This window comes from Kitasatospora phosalacinea (assembly GCF_000716545.1).
GTDB lineage: Bacteria > Actinomycetota > Actinomycetes > Streptomycetales > Streptomycetaceae > Kitasatospora > Kitasatospora phosalacinea.
In genome coordinates this window covers 19,672-44,104 of sequence record NZ_JNWZ01000026.1, presented here as the reverse complement: position 1 = coordinate 44,104, position 24,433 = coordinate 19,672, and the positions used below count along the sequence as shown (strand labels likewise).

At 72.6% G+C, this 24,433-nt stretch carries 19 protein-coding genes and 2 tRNA genes; 14 read left to right on the top strand and 7 right to left on the bottom strand.

Going from position 1 to position 24,433, the window contains the following annotated elements:
- The first annotated feature begins 184 nt into the window (after positions 1–184).
- The 5 genes from OO48_RS15305 (at position 185) to OO48_RS15285 (ending at position 7,231) form a co-directional block, all read left to right on the top strand.
- Positions 185–424, top strand: a complete 240-nt coding sequence (locus tag OO48_RS15305) for a hypothetical protein (RefSeq protein WP_033216360.1) — start codon at positions 185–187, stop codon at positions 422–424.
- A gap of 149 nt (positions 425–573) precedes the next feature.
- The gene (locus OO48_RS15300; protein WP_033216359.1) at positions 574–1,542 is read left to right on the top strand and encodes an ABC transporter ATP-binding protein; all 969 of its coding nucleotides are present in this window, start codon (positions 574–576) and stop codon (positions 1,540–1,542) included.
- Positions 1,539–2,957, top strand: coding sequence for an ABC transporter permease (locus tag OO48_RS15295; RefSeq protein ID WP_033216353.1), 1,419 nt, complete (start codon positions 1,539–1,541; stop codon positions 2,955–2,957). The genes OO48_RS15300 and OO48_RS15295 overlap by 4 nt, the downstream gene beginning before the upstream one ends.
- A 6-nt stretch (positions 2,958–2,963) precedes the next feature.
- A complete protein-coding gene (locus tag OO48_RS15290) occupies positions 2,964–5,711 on the top strand; it encodes a bifunctional YncE family protein/alkaline phosphatase family protein (RefSeq protein WP_033216351.1) in 2,748 nt (915 codons plus the stop codon).
- 359 nt (positions 5,712–6,070) lie between these two features.
- Positions 6,071–7,231, top strand: coding sequence for an endo-1,4-beta-xylanase (locus tag OO48_RS15285; protein WP_033216349.1), 1,161 nt, complete (start codon positions 6,071–6,073; stop codon positions 7,229–7,231).
- A 206-nt stretch (positions 7,232–7,437) separates the two neighbouring features.
- Here the strand turns inward: OO48_RS15285 and OO48_RS15280 are convergent, their stop codons facing one another.
- Genes OO48_RS15280 through OO48_RS15265 form a run of 4 tightly spaced genes read right to left on the bottom strand, consistent with a single transcriptional unit; the run spans position 7,438 to position 12,867 of the window.
- Positions 7,438–9,804: a beta-xylosidase/alpha-l-arabinosidase gene (locus OO48_RS15280; RefSeq protein ID WP_051732162.1), complete on the bottom strand. Its 2,367-nt coding sequence runs from the start codon at positions 9,802–9,804 to the stop codon at positions 7,438–7,440.
- An 8-nt stretch (positions 9,805–9,812) separates the two neighbouring features.
- Complete coding sequence (locus OO48_RS15275; RefSeq protein ID WP_033216347.1) at positions 9,813–10,631, bottom strand: carbohydrate ABC transporter permease; 819 nt, start codon at positions 10,629–10,631, stop codon at positions 9,813–9,815.
- Entirely contained in the window at positions 10,631–11,566 is a 936-nt protein-coding gene (locus OO48_RS15270; protein ID WP_033216345.1) for a carbohydrate ABC transporter permease, read from the bottom strand. The genes OO48_RS15275 and OO48_RS15270 overlap by 1 nt, the downstream gene beginning before the upstream one ends.
- An 11-nt stretch (positions 11,567–11,577) precedes the next feature.
- On the bottom strand, positions 11,578–12,867 hold the full coding sequence (locus OO48_RS15265) for an ABC transporter substrate-binding protein (protein WP_033216343.1): 1,290 nt from the start codon (positions 12,865–12,867) through the stop codon (positions 11,578–11,580).
- A 155-nt stretch (positions 12,868–13,022) separates the two neighbouring features.
- On the opposite strand from OO48_RS15265, the gene OO48_RS15260 reads away from it, so the two are divergent.
- From OO48_RS15260 to OO48_RS15245, 4 genes are all read left to right on the top strand, one after another.
- Positions 13,023–14,048 (top strand): LacI family DNA-binding transcriptional regulator, encoded by a 1,026-nt coding sequence (locus OO48_RS15260; RefSeq protein WP_033216341.1) that lies wholly within the window; start codon positions 13,023–13,025, stop codon positions 14,046–14,048.
- Between the two features lie 179 nt (positions 14,049–14,227).
- On the top strand, positions 14,228–15,487 hold the full coding sequence (locus OO48_RS15255) for an FAD-binding protein (RefSeq protein WP_051732157.1): 1,260 nt from the start codon (positions 14,228–14,230) through the stop codon (positions 15,485–15,487).
- Between the two features lie 488 nt (positions 15,488–15,975).
- On the top strand, positions 15,976–16,998 hold the full coding sequence (locus tag OO48_RS15250) for a polysaccharide deacetylase family protein (RefSeq protein ID WP_033216339.1): 1,023 nt from the start codon (positions 15,976–15,978) through the stop codon (positions 16,996–16,998).
- Between the two features lie 447 nt (positions 16,999–17,445).
- Complete coding sequence (locus OO48_RS15245) at positions 17,446–18,408, top strand: glycoside hydrolase family 11 protein (protein WP_033216338.1); 963 nt, start codon at positions 17,446–17,448, stop codon at positions 18,406–18,408.
- Between the two features lie 10 nt (positions 18,409–18,418).
- Here OO48_RS15245 and OO48_RS34430 read toward each other — a convergent pair whose 3' ends face one another.
- Positions 18,419–18,901 carry a hypothetical protein gene (locus tag OO48_RS34430; protein ID WP_209439488.1) on the bottom strand — a complete coding sequence of 161 codons (483 nt, stop codon included), beginning with the start codon at positions 18,899–18,901 and terminating at the stop codon, positions 18,419–18,421.
- 143 nt (positions 18,902–19,044) lie between these two features.
- Here OO48_RS34430 and OO48_RS38320 point away from each other — a divergent pair, with 143 nt between their 5' ends.
- Positions 19,045–20,538, top strand: coding sequence for a hypothetical protein (locus OO48_RS38320; protein WP_051732156.1), 1,494 nt, complete (start codon positions 19,045–19,047; stop codon positions 20,536–20,538).
- A 38-nt stretch (positions 20,539–20,576) separates the two neighbouring features.
- On the opposite strand, the gene OO48_RS15225 is transcribed toward OO48_RS38320, so the two are convergent.
- The gene (locus OO48_RS15225; RefSeq protein WP_033216335.1) at positions 20,577–21,533 is read right to left on the bottom strand and encodes an NADP-dependent oxidoreductase; all 957 of its coding nucleotides are present in this window, start codon (positions 21,531–21,533) and stop codon (positions 20,577–20,579) included.
- A gap of 64 nt (positions 21,534–21,597) precedes the next feature.
- Between OO48_RS15225 and OO48_RS15220 the strand changes: the two genes are divergently transcribed.
- The 4 genes from OO48_RS15220 (at position 21,598) to OO48_RS15205 (ending at position 22,975) form a co-directional block, all read left to right on the top strand.
- A complete protein-coding gene (locus OO48_RS15220) occupies positions 21,598–22,215 on the top strand; it encodes a TetR/AcrR family transcriptional regulator (RefSeq protein WP_033216333.1) in 618 nt (205 codons plus the stop codon).
- Positions 22,216–22,509: 294 nt separating this feature from the next.
- A tRNA-Arg gene (locus OO48_RS15215) sits at positions 22,510–22,573 on the top strand.
- 14 nt (positions 22,574–22,587) lie between these two features.
- Positions 22,588–22,672, top strand: a tRNA-Gly gene (locus OO48_RS15210).
- Positions 22,673–22,696: 24 nt separating this feature from the next.
- Positions 22,697–22,975 carry a DUF7336 domain-containing protein gene (locus OO48_RS15205; RefSeq protein WP_033216331.1) on the top strand — a complete coding sequence of 93 codons (279 nt, stop codon included), beginning with the start codon at positions 22,697–22,699 and terminating at the stop codon, positions 22,973–22,975.
- Between the two features lie 175 nt (positions 22,976–23,150).
- Here the strand turns inward: OO48_RS15205 and OO48_RS15200 are convergent, their stop codons facing one another.
- A complete protein-coding gene (locus OO48_RS15200) occupies positions 23,151–24,422 on the bottom strand; it encodes a cellulose-binding domain-containing protein (RefSeq protein ID WP_081952141.1) in 1,272 nt (423 codons plus the stop codon).
- Between the last annotated feature and the right edge of the window lie 11 nt (positions 24,423–24,433).

Sequence of the window (24,433 nt, the reverse complement as noted above, 5' to 3'; positions counted from 1 at the left end):
CCCACGACCCCCTCTCCGCCTGCGGGTTGAGGCCGGGCGGCCCGAGCGGTGGACGCCCCCGGCCCGGCGGGCCGGAAGGCCGGGAGGACGTGAGGACGGGTGCGGCTCGGCGCGCCCGGAGCGTGTGACGGAGGTCAGGGTGGCAGTCCCCGCGGATCCACGGCCGTCGGCGGACCCCGGCCCGGTGCCGGCGCCCGGACACCGGCAGCGGCAGCGGCAGCACTGGCACCGGCGCTGGCCCGACCGGGCGCCGGCGGCGGCCGCGGCCTGGGGCGTGCTGTACGCGGTCGTCCAGGCGGGGTGGGCGGCGACCCGCACCGGCGTGCCGTGGAAGGCGCACTCCACGTACCCGCCGGTGGCCCACCTCGCCCTCGCCGCCCGCACCCGCCCGGCCTGCGCCACCGCCCCGGAGCCGCCCGCGTGAGCCGGTGAGCGGCCCACGGCGGGCCGGTCGGCGGGCGTCAATTGTGCGGCCGGTCATCGCATTTCGTTCCACGAGCGTTCAGGAACCGCCTCCTGATCGTACGGCGACAAGTCCCTAGGGTCTCCTTCGGCTACGGAGGAAGGGACTTCATGGACGCGCTCCTCGCGGTCCGGGCCCGGGGCGTCACCAAGTGCTTCGGTGACGTCGTCGCGCTCGACGGTGTCGACCTGGCGGTGGCCCGGGGCCGGATCCACGGTCTGGTCGGGCCGAACGGCGCCGGGAAGACGACGCTGCTGGGCCTGCTGCTGGGGCTGGCGGTCGCCGACCGGGGCGGCCTGGAGATCCTGGGCGTGCCGGTCGGGCGGGCGCTCGCCGCTCCCGAGGGCGTCGCCGGGTTCGTGGACGGCCCGGGCCTGTACCCCTCGCTGACCGCCCGGCAGAACCTCGTCGCGCTGGCCGGCCTGCGCGGCCGGGGTGCGGACCGGGCGGGTGTCGCGGACGCGCTCGACCAGGTGGGGCTGACCGACGTCGCCGACGACCGGGTGGGCGGTTTCTCGCTGGGCATGCGCCAGCGCCTCGGCCTGGCCGCCGCGCTGCTGGCCCGGCCCCGGCTGCTGGTGCTCGACGAGCCCGCCAACGGGCTGGACCCGGCGGGCAAGCGGCACGTGCACGGGGTGCTGCACCGGCTCGCCGCGGAGGGCGCCGCCGTCGTGCTCTCCAGCCACCGGATGGACGACCTGGAGGCGCTCTGCTCCGAGGTCACCATCCTGGCCACCGGGCGGGTCGCCTTCTCCGGCCCGCTGCGCGAACTCGCCGCCGGGGACCGCGAACTGGACTACCGGCTGCTCACCTCCGACCCGGCGGCCGCCCGCCGGACCGCCGCCGGCGCCCCCGGCGTCCGGCTGCTCGACCCCGACCCGGCCGCGGCCGCCGGACCGCGCCCGGACGCCGAGCGGCTGGTGCTGCGCGCCCGGGTGCCCGCGCTGGACGCCCTGGTGTCCCAGCTGGTCGGGGACGGCGTCGCGGTGCGCGAACTGGCGCCCGTGGTCTCGCCGTTGGAGGCCGCCTTCCTCGCCCTCACCGAACAGCGGCCGCAGCCGGAAGGAGCCCGCCGATGACCACCGCCCGCACCGGGACCGGACCCGGGGCCGGACCCGGGACGGAACCCGTCGCCGAAGCCGTCGCCGGAGCCGCGTTCGGAGCCTCCCCCACCGGCCGGGTCGGAGTGGCCCGGGTCTGCCGGTTCGAGCTGGTCAAGCTGGTCTCGCAGTGGCGGATCCGCCTGCTGGTGCTGGTCTGCTGGCTGGCGCCGGGGTTGTTCGTGGCCGCCGTGGCGCAGCAGGACACACTGCCCACCGACACCCTGTTCGGCCGGTGGATGCACGCCACCGGGTGGGCCGGGCCGCTGGTGGTGCTGGGGTTCGCGGGGAGTTGGGCGCTGCCGCTGCTGACCTCGGTGGTGGCGGGTGACGTGTTCGCCGCCGAGGACCGGCTCGGCACCTGGCGGCACCTGCTGGTGGCGGTGCGTTCGCCGCGCCGGATCTTCGCCGCGAAGGCGCTGGCCGGGGCGGGCGTGCTGGTGCTGCTGGTGGCGGGTCTGGCGGTGTCGGGGGCGGTCGGCGGGCTGCTGGCGGTGGGGAACCACCCGCTGGTGGGCCTGGACGGGCACCTGCTGTCGCCCGGGGACGCCGCGCTGCGGGTGCTGCTGGCCTGGCTGTGCGCGCTGGCGCCGACGCTGGCGCTGGCCGGGATCGGCCTGCTCGGCTCGGTCGCGCTGGGGCGGTCCCCGATGGGGCTGCTGCTGCCCGCGCTGGTGGCGTTGGCGGTGCAGTTGGCGCAGTTGATGCCGCTGCCGGTCGGGGTGCGCCTGGCGCTGCCGGGGTACGCGTTCGTCTCCTGGAACGGCCTGTTCACCGGCCCGGCGCAGTTCGGTCCGCTGCTGGTCGGGGTCGTGGTGAGCCTGGTGTGGGCGGTGGCGGCGACGCTGCTGGCCCGGGCGCTGTTCCTGCGGCGGGACTTCACCGCTCCGGCGCACGACGGTTCGGGGCGGCGGGCGGTGCTGCTGGGGGCGCTGCCGCTGGTCGCGCTGCTGGCGGTGTCGGCCGGAGTGCTGACCCCGGCGGTGGGCGGCGCCGGTTCCGGCATCGGGCAGCAGAAGGTGCAGCGTGCGCTGGCCACCGCCTTCGCGCACCTGTACCGGTTGCAGACCGCCGAGTTGAACCGTCCGGACGTCGGCGAGGAGGAGTTGCGGGTCTCCGCGGCGTGCGACAAGGGCAGCACCCTGGTCGAGCCGGAGGGCCCGGGCAACGACTGGCGCTGCACGGTGACCTGGCACCTGCCGGGCACCGAGGCGACCGGCACGGCGGTCTACCAGTTGGACATCGCCCCCGACGGGCGGTTCGTCGCCGACGGCGACGGGCCGAAGGAAGTGAACGGCTACTTCCTGGTGCGCACCCCCACCGGAGACGCACCGAACCCGCTCTGGCAGTTCGACGGCGACGTCGAGCTGCTCCCCGCTCCTTCGAAGGGATGACGCAGCATGCAGGTCACACGTCGCCGACTCGGTGACGACGCTCCCGGAAGCGGCGGGCCCCGCGCCCGCCGCCGGACGCTGTTCACGGCCGCCGCGACCGCGGTGGTGCTGACGGCGAGCGCGGGCGTGGGCTTCGCGCACACCGACGCCTTCGGCGAGAACCAGGTCGGCCAGGTCTACGAGCGGGGCCGACTGGTCTCCGACAACCAGTACGTCGACCCGTACGGCGAGCGGCTGGTCATCCCCAACGGGAAGATCGTGTCGTCCGCGGTGAGCCCGGACGGCGCCCACCTGGCGGCCGCGATCACCGACGGCGGCGCCGCGCTGGCGATCGTGGACGTGCGGAACTGGAAGGTGCAGCAGCTCGTCGGCAGCGCGGCCGCCTCCGTCCCGCGGATCAGCGGCAACAACGTGGGCCAGGAGGGCCCGACGTACTCGCCGGACGGGAAGCAGCTGTGGCTGGGGCAGCCCGACGGCTACACCCGCTTCGACGTCGACCCGGACGGCAGCGTCACCAGGCCGGTGTACGTGAAGATCGCCAAGAGCGGTTCGCAGCAGGCGCTGGTGGCCGGGCTGGTCTTCTCGGCGGACGGCTCGACCGCGTACGCGGCGGTCAACGGCCAGAACCGGGTGGTGGCGATCGACACCGCCACGGGCACCGTCGAGCGGAGCTGGGCGGTGGGCAACGCGCCGCGCGGCCTGGCGCTGGCGGGCGGCAAGCTGTACGTCGGCAACGAGGGCGGCCGCCCGGCGGAGCCCGGCGAGAGCACCCTCAACTCGTACGGCACGCAGGTCCCGGCCGATCGGGAGACCGGCGCCGTCACCACCGGCACGGTCAGCGTGATCGACCCGGCCGACCCGTCGGCCGCGCCGCGCAGCGTCGACGTGGGCCTGCACCCGACCGCCGTGTACGCGAAGAACGGCGCGGTGTTCGTCACCAACACCGCGTCCAACAGCGTCTCGGTGATCGACACCCGCAACGACCGGGTCGTGCAGACCATAGCCACCCGGCCCTGGTCCGAGGCCTCGATCGGCTACGAGCCCAACGCGGTGACGCTCACCGACGACGGCCGCCTGCTGGTCACGCTGGGCCGGGCCAACGCGGTCGCGGTCTACCGGTACGCGGGCCCGCAGGAGCCGGCGAGCTACGTCGGCCTGCTGCCGACCGACTACTTCCCCGCCGAGATCACCTCCTCCGGCAACGACGTGCTGGTCTCCAGCACCCGAGGCATCGACGCCCTGCGCCCCACCGCCGCGGCCGGCCACGCCACCCACGACACCACCTCCAGCGTGGTGCGCTTCGCGCTGCCCGGCGACAAGGAGATCCGCAAGCAGACCGCGAAGGTCTTCGCGCAGAACAACTGGACCAACAACGCGGCCAAGCTCGCCACCGGCGACAAGGCCAAGGCCGTGCCCGTCCCGGACCGGATCGGCGACCCTTCGACGATTAAGCACGTCTTCCTGCTGGTCAAGGAGAACCGGACGTACGACCAGGTCTACGGCGACATGCCGCAGGGCAACGGCGACGCGGCACTCGCCCAGTTCGGCGAGAACGTGACGCCCAACCAGCACGCGCTGGCCGCCCGGTTCGGGCTGTACGACAACACGTACGACATCGGCACCAACTCCGCCGAGGGCCACAACTGGCTGATGCAGGCCGACAACCCGGAGTACACCGAGTCCTCGGCGGGCGAGTACCTGCGCAGCTACGACACCGAGGACGACGCGCTCGGCCACCAGGCCAGCGGGACGCTGTGGAGCGGCGCCCAGGCCGCGGGCAGGTCGGTGCGGGACTTCGGCGAGTTCCACCAGTTCCTCACCAAGCCGTCCGGCGCGACCTGGCAGAACCTGTACTGCGACAGCAAGAACATGCAGGCCACCGGCGCCGGTTCGGCCTACCAGCTGGTCTCCTCCTCGCCGATCCCCTCGCTCAACGCGGTGTCGGTGCCCGCCTTCCCGAAGTTCGACACCAGCGTCCCGGACGTCTACCGCGCCGAGATCTGGAAGCAGGACTTCGAGCGCAACGGTCCCGCGAACCTCAACATGCTCTGGCTCTCCAGCGACCACACCGGCGGCCCCGCCAACGCGGCCGCCCAGGTCGCCGACAACGACCTCGCGGTCGGCCGGATCGTCGACGAGATCACCCACAGCCCGTACTGGAAGGACTCGGTGGTCTTCGTCGTCGAGGACGACTCCCAGGCCGGCCTGGACCACGTCGACGGCCACCGGGCCCCGATCCAGATCATCAGCCCGTACGCCCGGCACGGGGTGGTGGACAGCCGCTACTACTCGCAGATCAACGTGGTCCGCACCATCGAGCAGATCCTCGGGATCAAGCCGATGAACCAGAAGGACACCGCGGCCACCCCGATGACCGGGGCCTTCACCGCCACCCCCGACTACACGCCGTTCACCGCCCTGCCCAACCGGACCTCGCTGACCAACGGCCTGGCCACCGCGCCCTCCTGCGGCCTGGACGTCCCGGCCCCGCAGAACCCGGCGGCCGCCGCCGCCCCGGCCGGAACCGTCCCGGCCGCCGAGGCGGACACCGCGCGGAAGTGGTCGGACTGGAAGCAGCAGCAGCGGCTGTCAGGTCCGGACGCCGCCGCGGACCGCGCCAACCCGGCCCAGATGAACCACCTCACCTGGTACGAGGCCCACGACTGGGCCGCCCCGTACCCGGGCGAGCAGAGCGTCCTGGCCCCGGCCGACGTCCCCGGCGCCTACCTCCCGTCGGCGGAGACCGACGGCTGACCCGGCCCGCGCCGACCGCCCGGCCGCCCGCCGCACCCCCTGAGGTGCGGCGGGCGGTTCCGTGTCGGCGGGCCTCCGCCGAGCAGGAGAGTAGGCGGCCGCCGACCGGCCCGTCAATGAAAACTACCGACAATGGGCCTGAAAGTTTTGCTACCGGCCGGTTCGGGAGTTTCCGCTGCCCAGTCGGGTCGTCCCGGCGGTCGACTCGGGGTGGTCTCCGGGGAAAGAAGCAACTCCTGGTGTGTGCAGCCTTATTGACTGCGGCCGATTTTCGGCACTAGCTTCTTGGAAGTTCGATCGATATTTCGAAACTTTCGAAATTCCTTCCCTCCCCACCCGCAGGCGTCAAGGAGTTCGTTGTGAAGCTACGCCGCCAGCTCGCGGCCGCGGCCGCCACCGCCGCCGTCCTCATGCTCGTCCCGTCCGCGATCGCGTCCGCCGCCCCCGAGAAGGACAAGAAGCCGTCCGTGCCCGCCGACTCGCTGCGCGCCCTGGGCGCGCAGCAGAAGCTCGGCATCGGCACCGCCGTCGACGACGCCCACCTGGGCAGCGACAAGCCGTACACCGACCTCGTCGCGAACCAGTTCTCCGTCGTGACCCCGGAGAACGCCATGAAGTGGGAGGCCGTGGAGCCGACCCGGGGCACCTACGACTGGACCGCCGCCGACCGGCTGGTGGCCTTCGCCGGGCAGCACGGCCAGCAGGTCCGCGGCCACACCCTGCTGTGGCACAACCAGCTGCCGTCCTGGCTGACCACCGGCGTCGACAACGGCACCGTCACCAAGGACCAGCTGCGCGACATCCTGCGCAAGCACGTCACCGACGAGGTCACCCACTTCCGCGGCAAGATCTGGCAGTGGGACGTCGCCAACGAGGTGTTCGCCAACTCCTGGGACGCCAACGCGCTGCCCAACGGCCTGAACGGCGACGACTTCTGGATCAAGAACCTGGGCGAGGGCGTCGTCGCCGACGTCTTCCGCTGGGCCCACCAGGCCGACCCGAAGGCGCTGCTGTTCTACAACGACTACAACATCGCCGGCCAGGACGGCACCAACGCCAAGTTCCAGGCCGTGCACGACTTCTTCGCGAAGCTGCGCGCCCAGGGCGTGCCGATCGACGGCATCGGCGAGCAGGGCCACCTGGACACCCAGTACGGCTTCGACGCCCAGCGCTTCCAGGCCGACCTGCAGGCGTACGGCGACCTGGGCCTGAAGGTCGCCGTCACCGAGGCCGACGTGCGCACCTTCGTGAACAACTCCACCGAGCAGGTGCCGACCAGCCAGCTGGCCGCGTTCGCCCAGCCGTACGAGTTCTCCGAGATGCTGAAGGGCTGCCAGCTCGTCGAGCAGTGCATCTCGTTCACCGCCTGGGGCGTCTACGACGGCGACTCCTGGATCCCCGGCACCTTCGCCGGCACCGGCTACGGCCTGCTCTACGACGTGAACATGGCCCCCAAGCCCGCCTACTACGCCCTCCAGCAGGACCTGGCCCTGGCCGCCCACCACGGCGGCAGGAAGTAGCACCCCGCACCCCCGAACCGCCGGCCCGCAGGAGCCCCCACCCCCACGGGGAGCCCCTGCGGGCCGGCCCTTCGCGCGCCCCGGGAAGGGGGCGGGCAGGGCGGGCGGTCCCGACGGCTCAGCGGGCCTGCCGGGCAGGGGAGTTCGGGAAAGACCTCGGCCGCGCCCCCTCCTCGGGGAGCGCGGCCGCGGCGGTGCTGCGGGCGTCAGGCGGTGCGGAAGTCCGCGTGCAGGCGCCGGGTGTGGTCCAGGGTGCGGACCGGGCCGTCGAGGCGGACGGCGGCGGTGAGGCGGGTGTCGGTGCTGGAGGCGGCTATCCGCAGTTCCAGGGCGCCGGGTTCGACGATCCGGCGGCCGTCGCGCCCGGTGAAGGAGGCGAGGTCGGCGGGGACGGCGATCCGGACCCGGGCCTGCTCGCCCGGCTCCAGGTCGACCCGCCGGTAGCCGATCAGCCGCTGGACGGGCTGGACCACGCTGGCGACGGGGTCGTGCAGGTAGAGCTGCACGGTCTCGCTGCCGGCCCGCTCGCCGGCGTTGCGCAGGGTGAAGGAGAGTTCGAGGGTGCCGTCGGTGCCGGCGGTCCCCCGTTCCACCTCCAGGTCGCTCCAGTCGAAGGTGGTGTAGCCGATGCCGTGCCCGAACCCGAACGCGGGGGTGGGGTCGGTGCTGGAGACCTCGCTCGGCCCGGCCAGCCGGGCCGCCAGGTAGGTGGAGGGCTGCACGCCCGGCCGGGCCGGGACGCTGACGGGCAGTCGGCCCGAGGGGTTGACCCGGCCGCTGAGCACGGCGGCGACCGCCTCGGTCCCGGCCTCGCCGGGGAAGAAGGTCTGCACCAGGGCGGCGGCCTCGGTGACGGCGCGCCCCAGCGCGTAGGGGCGGCCGGCCAGCAGCACCGGGACGACGGGCGTGCCGGTGTCCAGCAGGGCGTCGAGCAGCTGCTGCTGCACGCCCGGCAGGACCAGGGACTCCACGTCGCAGCCCTCGCCGCTGGTGCCGCGTCCGAACAGGCCGGCCCGGTCGCCGAGGGCGACGATCACCACGTCGGCGCGGCGGGCGGCGTCGAGCGCCTCGGCGAACCCGGAGGTGTCGGTGCTGTCGACGCCGGCCCCGGCGACCGTCCAGATCTCGCTGCCGGGGAACTCGGCGGTCAGCGCCTGGCGCAGCGTGGGCAGTTCGATGCCGACGGGGACGCCGGGGTGCTGGCTGCCGACGTGCACGGGGAAGGCGTAGCAGCCGAGCACCGAGGTCGGGGTGTCGGCGTTGGGGCCGATCAGGGCGATCCGGCGGGGGGAGCGCAGCGGCAGGGTGCCGTCGTTGCTGAGCAGGACCACGGCCCGTTCGGCGATCTCGCGGGCGAGTTCGCGGTTCTCGGGGCGGTCCAGGTCGACGGTGCCGCGCAGGGCGCTCGGGTCGTCCAGCGAACGGCCGGCCAGCGCGGCCGGGACGGGGTCCCAGTCCTCGTCGAGCAGGCCGAGCTGGGCCTTCTGGGCCAGTACGCGGCGCAGCGCCCGGTCGATCAGCGCCTCGGGGACGGTGCCGTCCTCGACGGCGCGCAGCAGCGGCTCGCCGAAGGTCTTGACGGTGGGCAGTTCGACGTCGACGCCGCTGGCCAGGGCGAGCGCGGCGGCCTCGGCCCAGTCGCCGGCGACGCCGTGCAGGAGCTTGAGGAAGGCGATGCCGAAGTAGTCGGCGACCACCGTGCCGTCGAAGCCCCAGGTGTCGCGGAGCAGTCCGGTGAGCAGTTCCTCGTCGGCGGCCGAGGGGATGCCGTCGGTGTCGGTGTAGGCGTGCATGACGGAGCGCGGGCGGCCCTCGCGCACGGCCATCTCGAAGGGCGGCAGGATCACGTCGGCGCGCTCGCGGGCGCCCATGCCGACCGGGGCGAGGTTGCGCCCGGCGCGGGAGGCGGAGTAGCCCGCGAAGTGCTTGAGGGTGGCGACGACGCCCTCGGACTCCAGGCCCTGCACGTAGGCGGTGGCCACCGTGCCGATCAGGTAGGGGTCCTCGCCGATGGTCTCCTCGACCCGGCCCCAGCGGGCGTCGCGCACGACGTCCAGGACGGGGGCGAGGCCCTGGTGGACGCCGACGGCGCGCATGTCGCGGCCGATCGCCTCGGCCATCCTGCGGATCAGCGCGGGGTCGAAGGTGGCGCCCCAGGACAGCGGCACCGGGTAGGCGGTGGCGCCCCAGGCGGCGAAGCCGGACAGGCACTCCTCGTGGGCGAGGGCGGGGATGCCGAAGCGGTTCGCGGCGGCGATCCGCTGCTGGCTGCGGGCCAGCGAGAGCGCGCCGAGCGCCGGGTCGACCGGGACGGTGCCGAACGAGCGGGTCAGCTGGCCCAGCCCGTTGGGGAGCAGGTCGTCCAGGGCGGGCGGCTCCTCCATGTCGTGCTGGTGCGGGGCGACGTCGCCGCCCTCGTCGGAGGCGCCGACCCAGATGCCGACCAGTTGGCCCAGCTTCTCGGGGAGGGTCATCTCGGCGATCAGGGCGTCCGCGCGCTCCTCGGGGGACAGCGCGCGGTCGCGCCAGCGGGGGGCCGCGGCGGGGGCTTCGGCAGGAACGGCCAGGTTCATCTTGTCGGTCACTTTCCTCCGACGCCCATCAAGCCCTGGACCAAGGCACGTCGGGCGAACAGGTAGACGATGAAGATCGGGAGCATCGACAGCACGACGGCGCTGAGCAGGCCGGGCACGTCGACGCCGTGCTCGGTCTGGAAGTTGTACAGGCCGAGCGTGATGACCTTGGTGCTCTCCGACTGGGTGAGGATCAGCGGGAACAGGAAGCCGTTCCACGCCTGGAGCGCCGAGAAGACCACGATGGAGGACAGGCCGCCCTTGGAGAGCGGCACCACCAGCTGCCAGAACACCCGCCAGGGGCTGGCGCCGTCCATGGCCATCGCCTCGTACAGCTCGTTGGTGATGTCCCGCATCGCGCCGGTGAGCACCAGGGTGCACACGGGCAGGCAGAACGCGGCGGTGGGCAGGATGATGCCGATCAGCTGGTCGTACAGGCCGGCCTTGCTGATGACGTAGAACATCGGCACGATCACGGCCTGCGCGGGGATCGCCAGGCCGAGCAGGAAGACCCGGAAGACCGTGCTGATGGTCCTGCCCCGGGCGCGCACGATGGCGTAGGCCAGCGGGGGCACGACGAGCAGCACGATCGCGACGACGCTCACGGTGACGATGACCGTGTTGAGGAAGTCCTGGCCGAAGCCGTTGGAGAAGTCGTCGACGTAGTTCTGCAGGGTCAGGTGCTCGGGGAAGCTGAGCGGTCCCTCGGAGGAGTAGCTGGAGCGGGTCCGGAAGGTGGAGATCAGCAGGACGTACAGCGGGAAGCCGACCAGGACCAGCCAGACCAGCGAACCCAGCCCGGCCAGGTAGTTGGGGCGCCTGCGCATCACAGTCCCTCCGAGGTGCTGCGCATCTTGTCGTAGCCGGAGAACCGGACGACGGCGAGCGAGATCAGGGTGGCGACCACCACGAGGACCAGGGCGATGGCCGAGCCGGATCCGAAGTCGAAGCTCTTGAATGCCTGTTGGTACATGTAGTAGGCGCTGTTGGTGGTGTCGGTGCCGGGGCCGCCCTGGGTCAGGATCAGGACGGTGTCGAAGGTGGTGAGTCCGCCGACCAGCATCAGGATCATCGAGGTGATCATGGTGTTGCGCAGCTGCGGCAGCGTGATGTGCAGGAACTGCCGGAACTTGCCCGCGCCGTCGATCGCCGCGGCCTGGTAGAGCACCTGCGGGATGGCCCGGGCGCCGCCCTGGTAGAGCAGGGCGTGCATCGGCGTCCACTGCCACATGCCGACGAAGGTCAGCACGGCGATGGCGCCGCTCTGGCTGCCCATCAGGTTGCCGTCGCCGAACAGCCACTGCATCTGCGAGGGCACGCCGAAGTTGGGGTCGAGGATGGCCCGCCAGACCACCGAGATCGCGGTGGCGGACAGCAGCAGCGGCACGAAGAAGATCGCGGACAGCACGGCCCGGTTGCGCTGGTACCCGGCCGACCAGACGCCCAGCAGGATGCTCACCGGGGTCTGCACGACCACGCCGGCCACGGTGAGCACCAGGGTGAGCCAGATGCTCTGGGTCATCACCGGGTCGTGCAGCAGCTTGGTCCAGTTGTCCAGGCCGTTGAAGGTCGGCGCGTCCACGCCGTCCCAGCTGGTGAAGGAGAGGACGGCGACCAGCACCAGCGGCAGGATCGCGAACAGCAGGAAGAAGACGGTGGCGGGAACCGCCCAGACCAGGCCCGGGCGGGTCACCCCGACACCGCTCCGGCGCCCGGTCCGCGTGCGGCGGCCGGACGCGGACACGGAGGAGAGTGCACTCATGTGGATTCGTCTCAGGAGGCGGGAAGGGCCTGCATGGCCTTGATGAAGCCGTCCACGTCGAGCTTGCCGCTGAAGAACTGCTGCACGGCGGTGTGGATGGGCGTGGTGGCGGCCGGCGGGTACGCCTGGTCCCAGGAGAGCTGGAACGACGGGGCGGCCTTGACCAGGTCGTACTGGTACTTCGAGTACTCGGGGCTGGCCGAGGTGCTCAGGAACTGCTCGGTGTTGGTGGTGGTCGGCAGGTTGCCGATGGCCAGCTGGGCCTTCACGAACTCGTCGGAGTACATGAGCTTGAGGAAGGCCGCGGCCTCCTGGGGGTGCTTGGTCTTCTTCAGCACCGAGTAGAAGTTGTTGGTGTTGCCGACCACGTCCGCCGGGTCGCCCTTGCCGCCGGGCACGGACGGGAAGTTGCTGTAGCCGAGGTCGTTCTTGGCGAAGTCCGGGTTGGCGTCCTGCTGGGTGGCGTACGCCCAGGAGCCCATCAGCTCGAACGCGGCCCTGCCCTTGGCCAGCAGCGCCGGGGAGCCGCCGTCGGTGAACTTCACCGAGTCGAAGTTGGAGCCGAAGGCGCCCGCGTCGATCAGCTGCTTGAGCATGCCGAGGGCCTTCTTCGACTCCGGGCTCTCCCAGGCGCTCTTGTCGCCGGACAGCGCCTTCTGGAACAGCTCGGGGCCGGCGACCCGGTCGAAGACGTACTCGTACCACATCAGGGTCGGCCACTGGTCGCCGCCGCCGAGCGCGAACGGGGTGACGCCCTTGCCCTTGAGGACGGTGACGGCGTTGAGCAGCTCGTCCCAGGTCTTCGGGACGCTCAGGCCGGCGTCGGCCAGCACCTTCTTGTTGTTGAACAGCAGCACCGGCTGGGTGCCGCGCATCGGGATGCCGTAGGACTTGCCGTCGATCACCGCGGTGTTGAACACCGAGGCCAGGAAGTTGCTCTTCAGGCCCGGGTCGGAGGCGATCATGTCGTCCAGCGGGAGCAGCAGGTCCGCCTTGACGTAGGGCTGGATGCTGCCGCCGCCCCAGTTGAAGAAGATGTCCGGGGCCTGCGGGGTGTTGATGATGGTGTTCAGCTTGGACTGGTAGTCGGCACCGGGGATGGTGTCCAGGACGACCTTGACCTTCGAGGTCTTGTTGAAGGTCTCGACGATCTGCTTCTCGACCTTGTTGCTGGCGTCGCCGTAGACCAGCACGTGGATGGTGTTGGAGCCGCCGGCGGGGGACGAGCCGCTGCTGCAGGCCGTCACGCCGACGGTCGCCAGGGAGAGGCCGAGGGCAACCGCGAAAGCACGTCTCTTCATGAGGAGGTCTCCTAAAGTTTCGGGCCGAGTCTCGAAATAACTGCCTGGCCGGGACGCTAAGTTGCGAGCATGTTGCGGGTCAACCCCTCGTACCGAGGGTTACTGAAGCGTGATCCGGGGGTTGGCCCGGACCGCCCGTGCCCTATGCTGCGTCCATGGAAAAGGGCGATGAACTGGGACGGGTCACCCTCGCGGACATCGCGCGAGAGGCCGAAGTCTCGGTTTCGACGGTTTCGAAGGTCCTCAACGGACGTACCGACGTCTCGGTGTCCACCCGCGGCCGGGTCGAGCGGGTGCTGCGCGAACACGACTACCAGCGCGCCGCCCGCAACGGCGGCGAGGCCCCGCTGATCGAGATCGTCTTCCACGAGCTGGACAGCCTCTGGGCGATGGAACTGCTGCGCGGCGTCGAGACCGTGGCCAACGAGCACGGGGCGGCGGTGGTGGTCGCGCACAGCGGCTCCCGGCACGCCCCCGGCCCCGGCTGGATCGACGCGGTGCTGCGCCGGCGGCCGCTCGGCGTGGTGCTGGTCCTCTCCAGCCTGCCGCCCGAGATCAAGCGGCAACTGCGGGCCCGCTCCATCCCGTTCGTCATCATCGACCCGGCCGGCAACCCCGACCCGGACATCCCCTCGGTGGGCTCGGCCAACTGGGCCGGCGGCCTGGCCGCCACCCGGCACCTGATAGAGCTCGGCCACCGGCGGATCGGCATCGTCACCGGCCCCGAGGACACCCTCTGCTCGCTGGCCCGGCTCGACGGCTACCGCTCCGCGATGTCGATGGCCGGACTGGAGGCCGACCCCGAGCTGATCGCCTTCGGAGACTTCCACGCCGAGGGCGGATTCGCCCGCGCCAAGCGGCTGCTGGAGCTGCCCGACCGGCCCACCGCGATCTTCGCCGGCAGCGACCTGCAGGCCCTCGGCGTGATGGAGGCCGCCCGGGTCTGCGGGCTGCGCGTCCCCGAGGAGCTGTCCGTGGTCGGCTACGACGACCTGGACATCGCCAAGTGGACCAGCCCGGCGCTGACCACCGTCCGCCAGCCGCTGCGCGAGATGGCCGAGCAGGCCACCCGCCTGATCCTGGCCCTGCGCGGCGGCGACGCGAGCGCCGCGCCCACCCGGCTGGAGCTGTCCACCACCCTGGTGGTGCGCTCCAGCACCGTGGCGCCCCGGCCGCGCTGAGCAGCGCCCCCGGGGCCTCCGGGGAGCCGTCCCGGAGCCGTCCGGAGCCGCCCCGCCGAAAGTTTCGGCGCCCGCCCCCCTTGCCCTGCCGACCTCGGCGGACTAATTTGTAGCTCGCCATTGCAAATGGGAACGGCCGTACGCCCGGGCGCCCCGCACCCACCCCTGGAGGTGCACCGATGACGACCGACCACCCGGCGGACCGCGGCCCGCTGACCAACTGGGCGGGCAACCTCGCCTACGGCGCCCGCGCCGTGCACCGCCCCCGCTCGGTGGACGAACTGCGGGAGCTGGTCCGCCGCAGCGACCGCGTCCGGGCCCTGGGCAGCGGGCACTCCTTCAGCCCGGTCGCCGACACCGACGGAGACCTGGTCCTGCTGGACGGCCTGCCCTCCCGGATCGAGATCGCCCCGGACGCCCGCAGCGTCACCGTCTCCGCCGCCACCCGCTACGCGGAACTGGCCACCGCCCTCCAGGCGGCGGGCCTGGCGCTGGAGAACCTGGCCTCGCTGCCGCACATCTCCGTCGCCGGCGCCACCGCCACCGGCACCCACGGCTCGGGCGACGGCCGCCGCTCGCTCGCCGCCGCCGTCCGCTCGCTCGAACTGCTCGGCCCCGACGGCGAGACCCGCACCACCTCGCACCCCGGCGAGATCGTCCACCTCGGCGCGCTCGGCATCGCCACCGCGCTCACCCTGGACGTCGTCCCCGCCTTCGCCCTGCGGCAGTACGTGCACCTCGGCCTGCCGCTGGCCCGCTACGCCGAGCGGTGGGAGGAGGTGCACGCCGCCGGGTACAGCGTCAGCCTGTTCACCGACTGGGGCTCGGACACCGGCCGGGTCTGGGTCAAGCAGCTCGACGACGGCAGCCCCGCCGCGACCGTCCCCGGCGCGCACCCGGCCGGCGCCCCCGAGCACCCGGTGCCCGGCATGCCCGTCGCCAACTGCACGCCCCAGCTGGGCGTCCCCGGCCCCTGGCACCAGCGACTGCCGCACTTCCGCCCCGAGTTCACCCCCAGCAGCGGCGCCGAGCTCCAGTCCGAGTACCTGCTGCCGCGCCCGGCCGCCGCCGCCGCGATCGCCGAACTCCGTTCGCTGGGAGCCCGGTTGGCGCCGGTGCTGCACATCTCCGAGGTGCGCACGGTCGCCGCCGACCGGCTGTGGCTGAGCCCGGCGTACGGGCGGGACTCGGTGGCCTTCCACTTCACCTGGAAGCCCGACCCCGCCGCGCTCGCCCCCGTCCTCGCGGACGTGGAGCGCGCCCTGCTGCCGCTGGGCGGCCGCCCCCACTGGGGGAAGGTCACGCACACCCCGCAGGCCGCGGCCGCCCACCACGAACGGCTGGCCGACTTCCTGGCCCTGCGCCAGGAGGTCGACCCGGCGGGCAAGTTCGCCAACCGCTTCACCGACCGGCTGGCCGCCGCTGCCGCCCTGGGCTGACCCGGCCCCGCCCCCCCGACTCCCCCGCGCCCTCCCCGACCGGTCCCGGTCGATCCCGCTCCCCCTCGCTCCGCCACCCGGGCGGCACCCCGCTTCGCACGCCCGGTCCGCGGTACCCCGTCCTCCCGCCCGCCCGTCCGCCCCGACCGGGGCGGGCGGGCGCGGGGACGGGCCGACCGGCCGTCGGCCCGCAACGGCGCGGAACCAGCCGACGGCCGGCCCAGGCTTCCGAAACTCGATCGGTCCCCGGTCGGCCCCCCGCGCAATCGCCTTCCCGCTCCCGCCGTGCGGCTCCGCGCACGTTTCCGGCCCGCATTTCGGCGAGATTTCGAATGTTCGCAGAAAGTTTCAACCTGCACATTGACACTCGAACTTCCCGGGTCAAAACTCTTCGAAGTCGGCCGTCGCCTCGCCGACCACAGTCGAGCCGGGTAGCCGGTTCCATCCGCTCCCGGGCTCCCCAGCGAACCACGAGGAGTCGCACCCCCATGCGCATCACCACGCTCTCGCCGCGCCCGCTGATCGCGGCCCTGGCCGTCGCCGCCGCCGCGGCCGCCGCACTGACCGTCACCGCACTCGACCCCGCTCCCGCCCGGGCCGCCGGCTGCACCGGCTACGTCGGACTCACCTTCGACGACGGCCCCTCCAACGACCACACCCCCGCCCTGCTCAACGCCCTGAAGCAGAACGGCCTGCGGGCCACCATGTTCAACGAGGGCCAGTACGCCGCCGCGTACCCCGCCCAGGTCAAGGCCGAGCTCGACGCCGGCATGTGGATCGGCAACCACAGCTACACCCACCCGCACCTGATCCAGCAGAGCCAGGCCCAGATCGACTCCGAGGTCGGCAACACCCAGTCCGCCATCGCCAACGCGGGCGGCGGCACCCCGAAGCTGTTCCGGCCGCCCTACGGCGAGACCAACGCGACGCTGAAGTCCGTCGAGGCCAAGTACGGCCTGACCGAGGTGATCTGGGACGTCGACTCGCAGGACTGGAACGGCGCCACCACCGCGGCGATCGTCCAGGCCGTCGGCCGGCTGGGCAACGGCCAGGTCATCCTGATGCACGAGTGGCCCGCCAACACCCTCGCCGCCATCCCGCAGATCGCCCAGAACCTGGCCTCCCGCGGCCTGTGCGCCGGCATGATCTCCCCGCAGACCGGCCACGCCGTCGCCCCGACCGACAACGGCGGCGGCACCGGCGGCACCGGCGGCGGCACGGGCGGCACCGGCGGCACGGGCGGCGGGAGTTGCACCGCGACGCTCTCCGCCGGCAGCTCCTGGAGCGACCGCTACAACCTGAACGTCACGGTCTCCGGCAGCAACTCCTGGAAGGTCACCGTCAAGGTGCCCAGCCCCGAGAAGGTCGGTTCCACCTGGAACGTCAACGCCAGCTACCCCGACGCCCAGACCCTGGTCGCCACCCCCAACGGCTCCGGCAACAGCTGGGGCATGACCATCATGAAGAACGGCTCCACCACCTGGCCCACCGCCACCTGCAGCCTGAACTGACCCCGAATCCGGGCAGCACGAAATCGCCTTTCCCTTTACGTCCGGGAAAAGCGGAGCAGGTCAGCCGTGCACGTACTCATCGACCCGGGACGGGCGCACCGCCCCCCTCCGGAACGCGGCGATTTCCCACCCCCGGAATGCCGAGCCGTGCGCCCGGCCGCCCTCGCCAGGCTTCGAAACTTTCGAAACCATCTGATCGAAAATTGTGCCGCATCGCGCCGCCGCGCGCCATCGAACGCACGCGCCTCGCGTTCGACTCTCCAGGTCATCACCCGGTGGAACCGGCACTGACCAGCGGTTTTACTGATGGACAGTCAACTCCCCGACAACCGACGCATTCGGCACCTCGGTCGAAAGTGTTGACAGCTCGTCAAGCGCCGCCCAACACTGTCGCCGGACCCCCACCCGGCCCACCCCCACCCACCCCCACGCAGAACGGATCGCCTCGTGAAAATCCGCCACAAGGCCCGCGTCCTCCCGCTGGCCCTCGCCGCCGTCGTCCTGCTCCCCGGCACCGCCGACGCCGCGACCGTCACCACCAACCAGACCGGCAACGACGGCGGGTACTTCTACTCGTTCTGGAGCGACGGCAACGGCTCGTCCTCGATGTCCCTGAACGGCGGCGGCAACTACGGCACCTCCTGGTCCAACGTCGGCAACTTCGTCGCCGGCAAGGGCTGGAGCACCGGCTCGCGCAACCCCGTGACGTACTCGGGCACCTGGAGCACCAACGGCAACGCCTACCTGTCGCTCTACGGCTGGACCACCAACCCGCTGGTCGAGTACTACGTCGTCGAGAACTACGGCTCCTACAAGCCCACCGGCTCCTACAAGGGCACCGTCACCACCGACGGCGGGACCTACGACATCTACGAGACCACCCGCTACAACGCCCCCTCCATCGAGGGCAACAAGACCTTCAACCAGTACTGGAGCGTCCGGCAGTCCAAGCGCACCGGCGGCACCATCACCGTCGGCAACCACTTCGACGCCTGGGCCAGGTACGGCATGAACCTCGGCACCATGAACTACGAGATCCTGGCCACCGAGGGCTACCAGAGCAGCGGCAACTCCAACATCACCCTGGGCTCCTCCACCGGCGGCGGTGGCACGGGCGGCGGCGGCACCGGCGGCGGCACCGGCGGGAGCTGCAGCGCGACGCTCTCCGCGGGCGACTCCTGGAGCGACCGCTACAACCTGAACGTCGCCGTCAGCGGTTCCAGCGCCTGGAAGGTCACCGTCAAGGTGCCCTCCCCCGAGAAGGTCAGCGCCACCTGGAACGTCAACGCCAGCTACCCCGACGCCCAGACCCTGGTGGCCACCCCCAACGGCTCCGGCAACAACTGGGGCATGACCATCATGAAGAACGGCTCCACCACCTGGCCCACCGTCACCTGCAGCCCGAACTGACCCCGGCCCCTCACCGCCCCCGGCGGTCGGACGCGTCGGCGGACGCGTCCGGCCGCCGGGGGGCGCCCTCCCCGGGCGCCTGACGGTCCGGGGGCGGCACCCGGGAGTCGAGGGTGAGTCCGGAGATGTCCCTCCCCATGACCACGGCGCCGTACTGGTGGCCGCCGCTGATGCTGTTGTGCACGTCACCGTTGCCGGTGCGCACCAGCTTCGCCCGCTCGTGCCACTGCTGCAGCCCCGCGCGGAAGTCCGGGTCCAGGGCGGCGCGCACGGCCAGGACGGTGCTCAGCGACCGCCCCTGCGCCGGATCGGCCGGCGCCCGCTCCAGTGCCACCAGTTCAGCCTCGCCGGAGCTGATCGCCGGAGCTTCCGCGTCCTCGGCGACGGCCGGTCCGTGCCTGAACGGGCGGCGGACCAGCTCGCTCAACCCGCTCCACGCCTGCCGGCCCAGCTCGCCGCCGGCGCCCCCCGCCAGTGCTGCCAGAAGTCCCACCGACACCGGATCCACTTCGCACCCCCGTTGATGAAAGCACCAGTGCCAGACACCCTACGGCAGCCACGAACCGGCTGACAGGGAGCCGACTCCCGGGGCGGGGACGGCCGGCGGTCTTCCCTTTTCCGACGGGGAACCGCACTGTGGTCGACGCGGACCTGTCGGGCGGGGTGGGTGGTGTGGACAACCAGGGCGACACGCACAACAAGATCATCGACAGCACCATCCACGGCAACGTGATCATGGGGGGCATCGTCTCGCTGCTGGCGGGACCGCAGAAGCCCCGGCGCCTGCTGGTGGCCGTGGTCTGCGTGATGGCCCTGCTGGGCGCCGGCCTCACGTACTGGGCGCTGCGGGCGCCAGGAGGGAGCCGGGGGCCGGAACTCAGCGCCCGCTACGACCCCGAGCACGGGGACGCGGGCGCCACCGCAGTCGTCCCCGGAACCGTCAGAGCGGCGGAACTCCCCGCCGTGGACGGCTGCAGCACCGTCCGGACGTGGTCGCACGCACGGGGCGGCACGGATGTCGGAGCGTCGCCGCTCTCGATCTCGATGGTCGGCAACGGCCACACCGTGGTGGTCGAGCAGGTGCGGGCGACCGTCGTGGGCGAGCCCCGCGACCCCCTGCCCGGCACGGTCGTGGGCTGCACCGGACAGGGAGTCGGGCAGAAGATCGACATGGGCGTCGACCTCGACTCCGCCGACCCGGTCGCGCTGATCGGGGCCGCCGGACCGGTTTCGTTCGCCCCGTACTTCACCGACAAGTACGTCTACCTGGAGAACCAGAAGCCCGAACTCGTCAGCCTCACCGTCCTCGCGGCACGGCACAGCTACGACTACGTGCTCACGGTCGAGGGCTCGGTCGACGGCGAGCGCCGCACCTGGACGCTGAAGGACGGTGACCGCCCGTTCCGCGTCTCCGGGGTGCGGCCGGAACGCGGCACCGAGCTGACGACGCAGGGGAACGGCTGGCAGACCACCTACGGCACGGGCTCCGGTGAGCGGATCCGGTGCAACCCCTGCTTCGACCAGGACGAGCAGGAGATCCCGGGCACCGCGGTCGCCGCCGCACCGCCCGGCTACACCTTCGCCTCCGCGCCGGGAGCCGATCCGACGGAGTTCCCGGCCCCTGCCGAGGAGCGGCCGTCGGCGGCGACACCGCCGTTGACGGTCGACGACCACGACGCGGAGTCGGTCGCGATCGCCTGGTCGGTCACCTCGGGGAGCTTCGACACGTCCCGCGGCGACACGGGGCCGGCCGCCGTCCTGGGGCGGGTCCGCCCGTACCTGACGCCCGAACTGTACGCGGCCGGCGGCGGGTTGAACGCGTGCGCGACGGACGGCCCGGCCTGGCCCGCGGAACTGACCGCGCGCCGGGGCTGGTCGGTGGTCCTGCAGGCGACGGCGGCGCCGCCGCAGGACCACACCGATCCGCACGACCTCACCACCGAGGTGGTCGAGTTGGAAGTCCCCGTCCACTGCGCCTACCTCGCGGAGGACGGCTGGTCCCGGCGGCCCAGGGGAACCGTCGCCGATGTGCGGCTGCGCCGTCAGCCCGACGGCCGCTACCTGATCTCCGACATCGGCGAGGTGGAGTACGACTTCCCGGCGCTCGACGATCCGACGCCGCGACCCTGAGGGGCCCGCCCGTCCGTCCCGCGCGGGCGGAGCCGGCCTCAGAGGTCGATGACGACCTTGCCCCTCACGTGCCGGCCGGCCTGCAGCTCGACCGCGGCCCGGATCCGGTCGATCGGGAAGGTCGCCGCCACGGGCACCCTCAGCCGGCCTTCCGCGACCAGGCGGGCGATCTCCCCCAGGGCCCCGGGGGCGGCGTCGGCCCCGTTGGCGGCCGCCACTCCCCCGACCTGCGCGGCGATCGTGCAGATGCGGCCGTCCGGGACGCCGAGTCCTCTGGCCGCGTCCACCGTGTCGGTCCCGTGGAGGTCGATGGCGGCGGTGACGCCGTCGGGGGCGAGGGCGCGGACCCGCTCGACCAGGCCGTCGCCGTACGCGACCGGCTCGGCCCCGAGGCCGCGCAGGTGGTCGGCCGAGGCCGCCGATCCCGTCCCGATCACGCGCGCTCCCGCGATGCGGGCCAGTTGGACGGCGAACACGCCGACCCCGCCGCCGGCGCCGCCGATCAGCACCGTGTCGTCCGGGCCGAGGGGGACGGCGGCGAGGGCGGCGGAGGCCGTGCGGCCCGCGATCGTGAGGGTGGCGGCGGTGCGGTCGTCGACGCCGTCGGGCGTGTGGTGGGCCTCGTCGGCCGGGGTCTTCCCGGACGAGTCGACCACCACGAAGTCGGAGACGGCGCGGGACAGGGCGCCGCCGAACACCCGGTCGCCGATCGCGAAGCCGCTCACGCCCTCGCCGATCCGGTCGACCACGCCCGCGTAGTCGGTCCCGAACCCGACCGGCAGCGCCAGGCCGAACCTGGCCGCGGTCTCCGCGTCGGAGGTCATGATCCAGTCCATCGGGTTCAGGCCGGCCGCGGTGACCCGCACTCGGACCTGCCCCGGCCCGACCTGCGGTCGCGGGACCTCCTGGACCTCCAGCCGCTCGGGGCCGCCGAAGGAATCCATCCGCACCGCCCGGCCGCCCGCCGCGGGCGATCGATCGTTCCGCGTCTGCATGGCGCCTGCCTCCTCTGTCTCCTCGTGGTGGAGGGAGCAACGAAACGGACTACGCTCCGTTTACATGGACGACCGTAACACAACCGGAGCGCGCTCCGTTTCCGGCGGGTCGGAGACCCGCACGCCGCGGGCGGACGCCGCGCGCAACCGCGACCAGCTGCTCACGGTGGCGACCCGCGTGTTCATGTCGGCCGACGACGAGCCCTCGATGCGCGCGATCGCCCGCGAGGCCGGGGTCGGCATCGCCACGCTCTACCGGCACTTCCCGACCCGCGAGTCCCTGGTCGACGCGGTCTACGAGGACCAGGTCGTGCGGCTGACGAGCGGCGCCCGCGAACTGCTCGGCCGACTGCCCCCGGCGGCGGCGCTGCGGCGCTGGATGGACCTGTTCGGGGAATGGACGGCGACCAAGAACGGCATGCTCGACACGCTGCGGGCGATGGTCGACTCGGGCCGGATCGCCCACGCGCAGACCCGGACCGAACTGCTGACCGCCATCTCCACGATCCTCGACGCGGGCCGCACGGCGGGCGACCTGCGCGCCGACGTCACGGCCGAAGACGTCGCCGCCGCCCTCATCGGCATCTTCACGGTGGCCCCCCGCCCCGCGCAGGAAGCCCAGGCCGACCGCCTGCTGAACCTGCTGATGGACGGCCTCCGGCCCGCTACCCGGCCGTCCTGAGGCCGGTTCCGCCCCCTCGGCACGCCGGCGCAGCCGCCTCCCGCGGACGGGGCCGACCGGGAGAACCCGTCGCCCACGGTCGCGCCCCCGGCGCGGAGTACGGGCATCGGCCCGACACCACCGCCCGGCAGGGAGGAACGCGGGATGAGCAACAGCCGGTCGTACCAGCGTTCTTCGAGTTGCCGGCAGCGCCGGGGGCTCCCCTCGCGGTAGCCGGGCCCCACAGCACCCGGCCGCCCGTGGGAGGGTTCCCCGTCCGGGCGGCCTTCGCGCTTGCCGCCCTCCCGCAGCGAGGGGGGTGCAACCGGCAGCACGCCTGACTCCGGATCAGGAAGTTCGGGGTTCGGATCCTCGTCCGGCAGCGCAGCACCTGGAGAGTCGGTCGAGTGGCAAGGCAGCGGCTTGCCAAGCCGTGGTCGGGTGAAAGCCCGCGCGCGTTCGATCCGCGCACTCTCCGCAGGGCCCGGGGTAGCCTGCGGGCGTGAAGGTCTACCCCCTCTGGCACGTCGGCCACCAGAACGAAGCCGGCCCCGACGGCGGAACGGTCCACCTCGAGGACGGGGTCGTGTTCGTCGACGAACAGGACGGCGACGACGTCAAGCTGCTCGGCGTCTACTCCTCCGAGGCCGCGGCCGAGGAACGGATCCGCCGCGCGCGCCTCCTGCCGGGTTTCGCCGGTGAGCCGGACTGCTTCCAGATCGGCGAGTTCGAGCTGGACGAGGACCACTGGACCGAGGGTTTCGTCCGCCTGCCGGTCTAGACCTCCGATCAGGTCCGGACGGTGGGCCGGGAGTGTCCGGTGGCCGGGCCGGCCCGGCCCGGCCGGTCGCGGACCGCCGCCGCCGGTCGTCCGGTCGGCGGCGGTCCGCGACCGCGGTGCGTCCACTCGTCTGCGCCGAGTGCCGGTCAGTGACCGACGACCGACGATCGACGGCTCAGCAGGCGATCGGCGCGGAACCCAGGGCCACGTCGTCGTACCAGAGGGTGTCGGCGCCGTTGCCGTACGCCTCCCAGCCGAGGTACAGGGTGACCGGGCGCGGGGCGGTGGTGCGGCTGAGCCACTGCTGGTCGATGTCGGCGGTGGGGACGCCGTCGTCGTGCAGGCCGGGGACCTGCTGGTCGTTCAGCCAGGTGTCCATGGACTGCTTGGTGGTGTCGACGGCGAAGCGGACGCAGACCCACTGGTTCACCGGCAGCGGCACGCTCTGCGCGACGCCGACCGGGCTCTGCGCGGGCAGCGTGGCGTCGTCGGACTCCCGGTTCCACTGCAGCGCGCCGTTCTGGCCGCCCAGGCGCAGGTGCTTGCCGCCGTCGCGGGAGTCCGCCATGGTCACCATGGCGATGTGGTCGGCGGGCAGCGCGGTGGTGTGGCGCACCCAGTACCTGGCGTACACCACGGGCCCGACGGCGGAGACGTCCTTGGTGGTCGCCGCGAACACGTGGTTGCAGTAACCGGCCCGGCCGTCGACCCGCAGCGCGCGGCTGCCGCCGTGGACGACCGAGGTGTCGACGGTCACCGCACCGGCGCCCGCGCAGTCGGGGGCGGCGAGCGTCCAGTCACCGGTCAGGGTGCTGCCGCTCTGGTCCTCGAAGCCCGAGCAGACCACGGTCCCGGAGCAGCCGGCGGTGGGCGTGGGGGACGGGGACGACGTCGGGGACGAGGACGGGGATGAAGACGGGGATGAAGACGGGGACGAGGACGGCGTGGGGGACGGGGTCGGGGAGGGTGTCGGCGAGGAGGTGCCCGAACCCCCTTGGCAGGAAGCCCCGTTGAAGGCGAAGTCGGTGGGAGCCGGGTTGCTGCCCGACCAGGTGCCCTGGAGCCCGAAGGACACCGAACCCCCGCTCGTCACCGCGCCGTTGTAGCTCAGGCTGCTCGCCGTGACGGCGGTGCCGCTCTGGCTCAGCTGCGCGTTCCAGCCCGAGGTCAGCTGCTGACCGGCCGCGAACGTCCAGCTCAGCTTCCAACTGTTCACCGCCGCACCCGAGTTGGTGACCACCACCTGCGCGGTGAAGCCACCGGTCCACTCGTTGCCCGTCCAGGAGACCTGGCAGGCCGCACCGCCCGCACCCCAGGCCGGTGCCGTCCCGTGGCCGAACCCGGCCAGCAGTCCGAGCACCACCGCGAGCACGGCGAGCAGCGCCCCCCGCCCGCGCCGACTCCCGTACGTTCTCGCTCCGTACGTTCTCGCTCCGTTGCGCACCATGTCGAACCTCC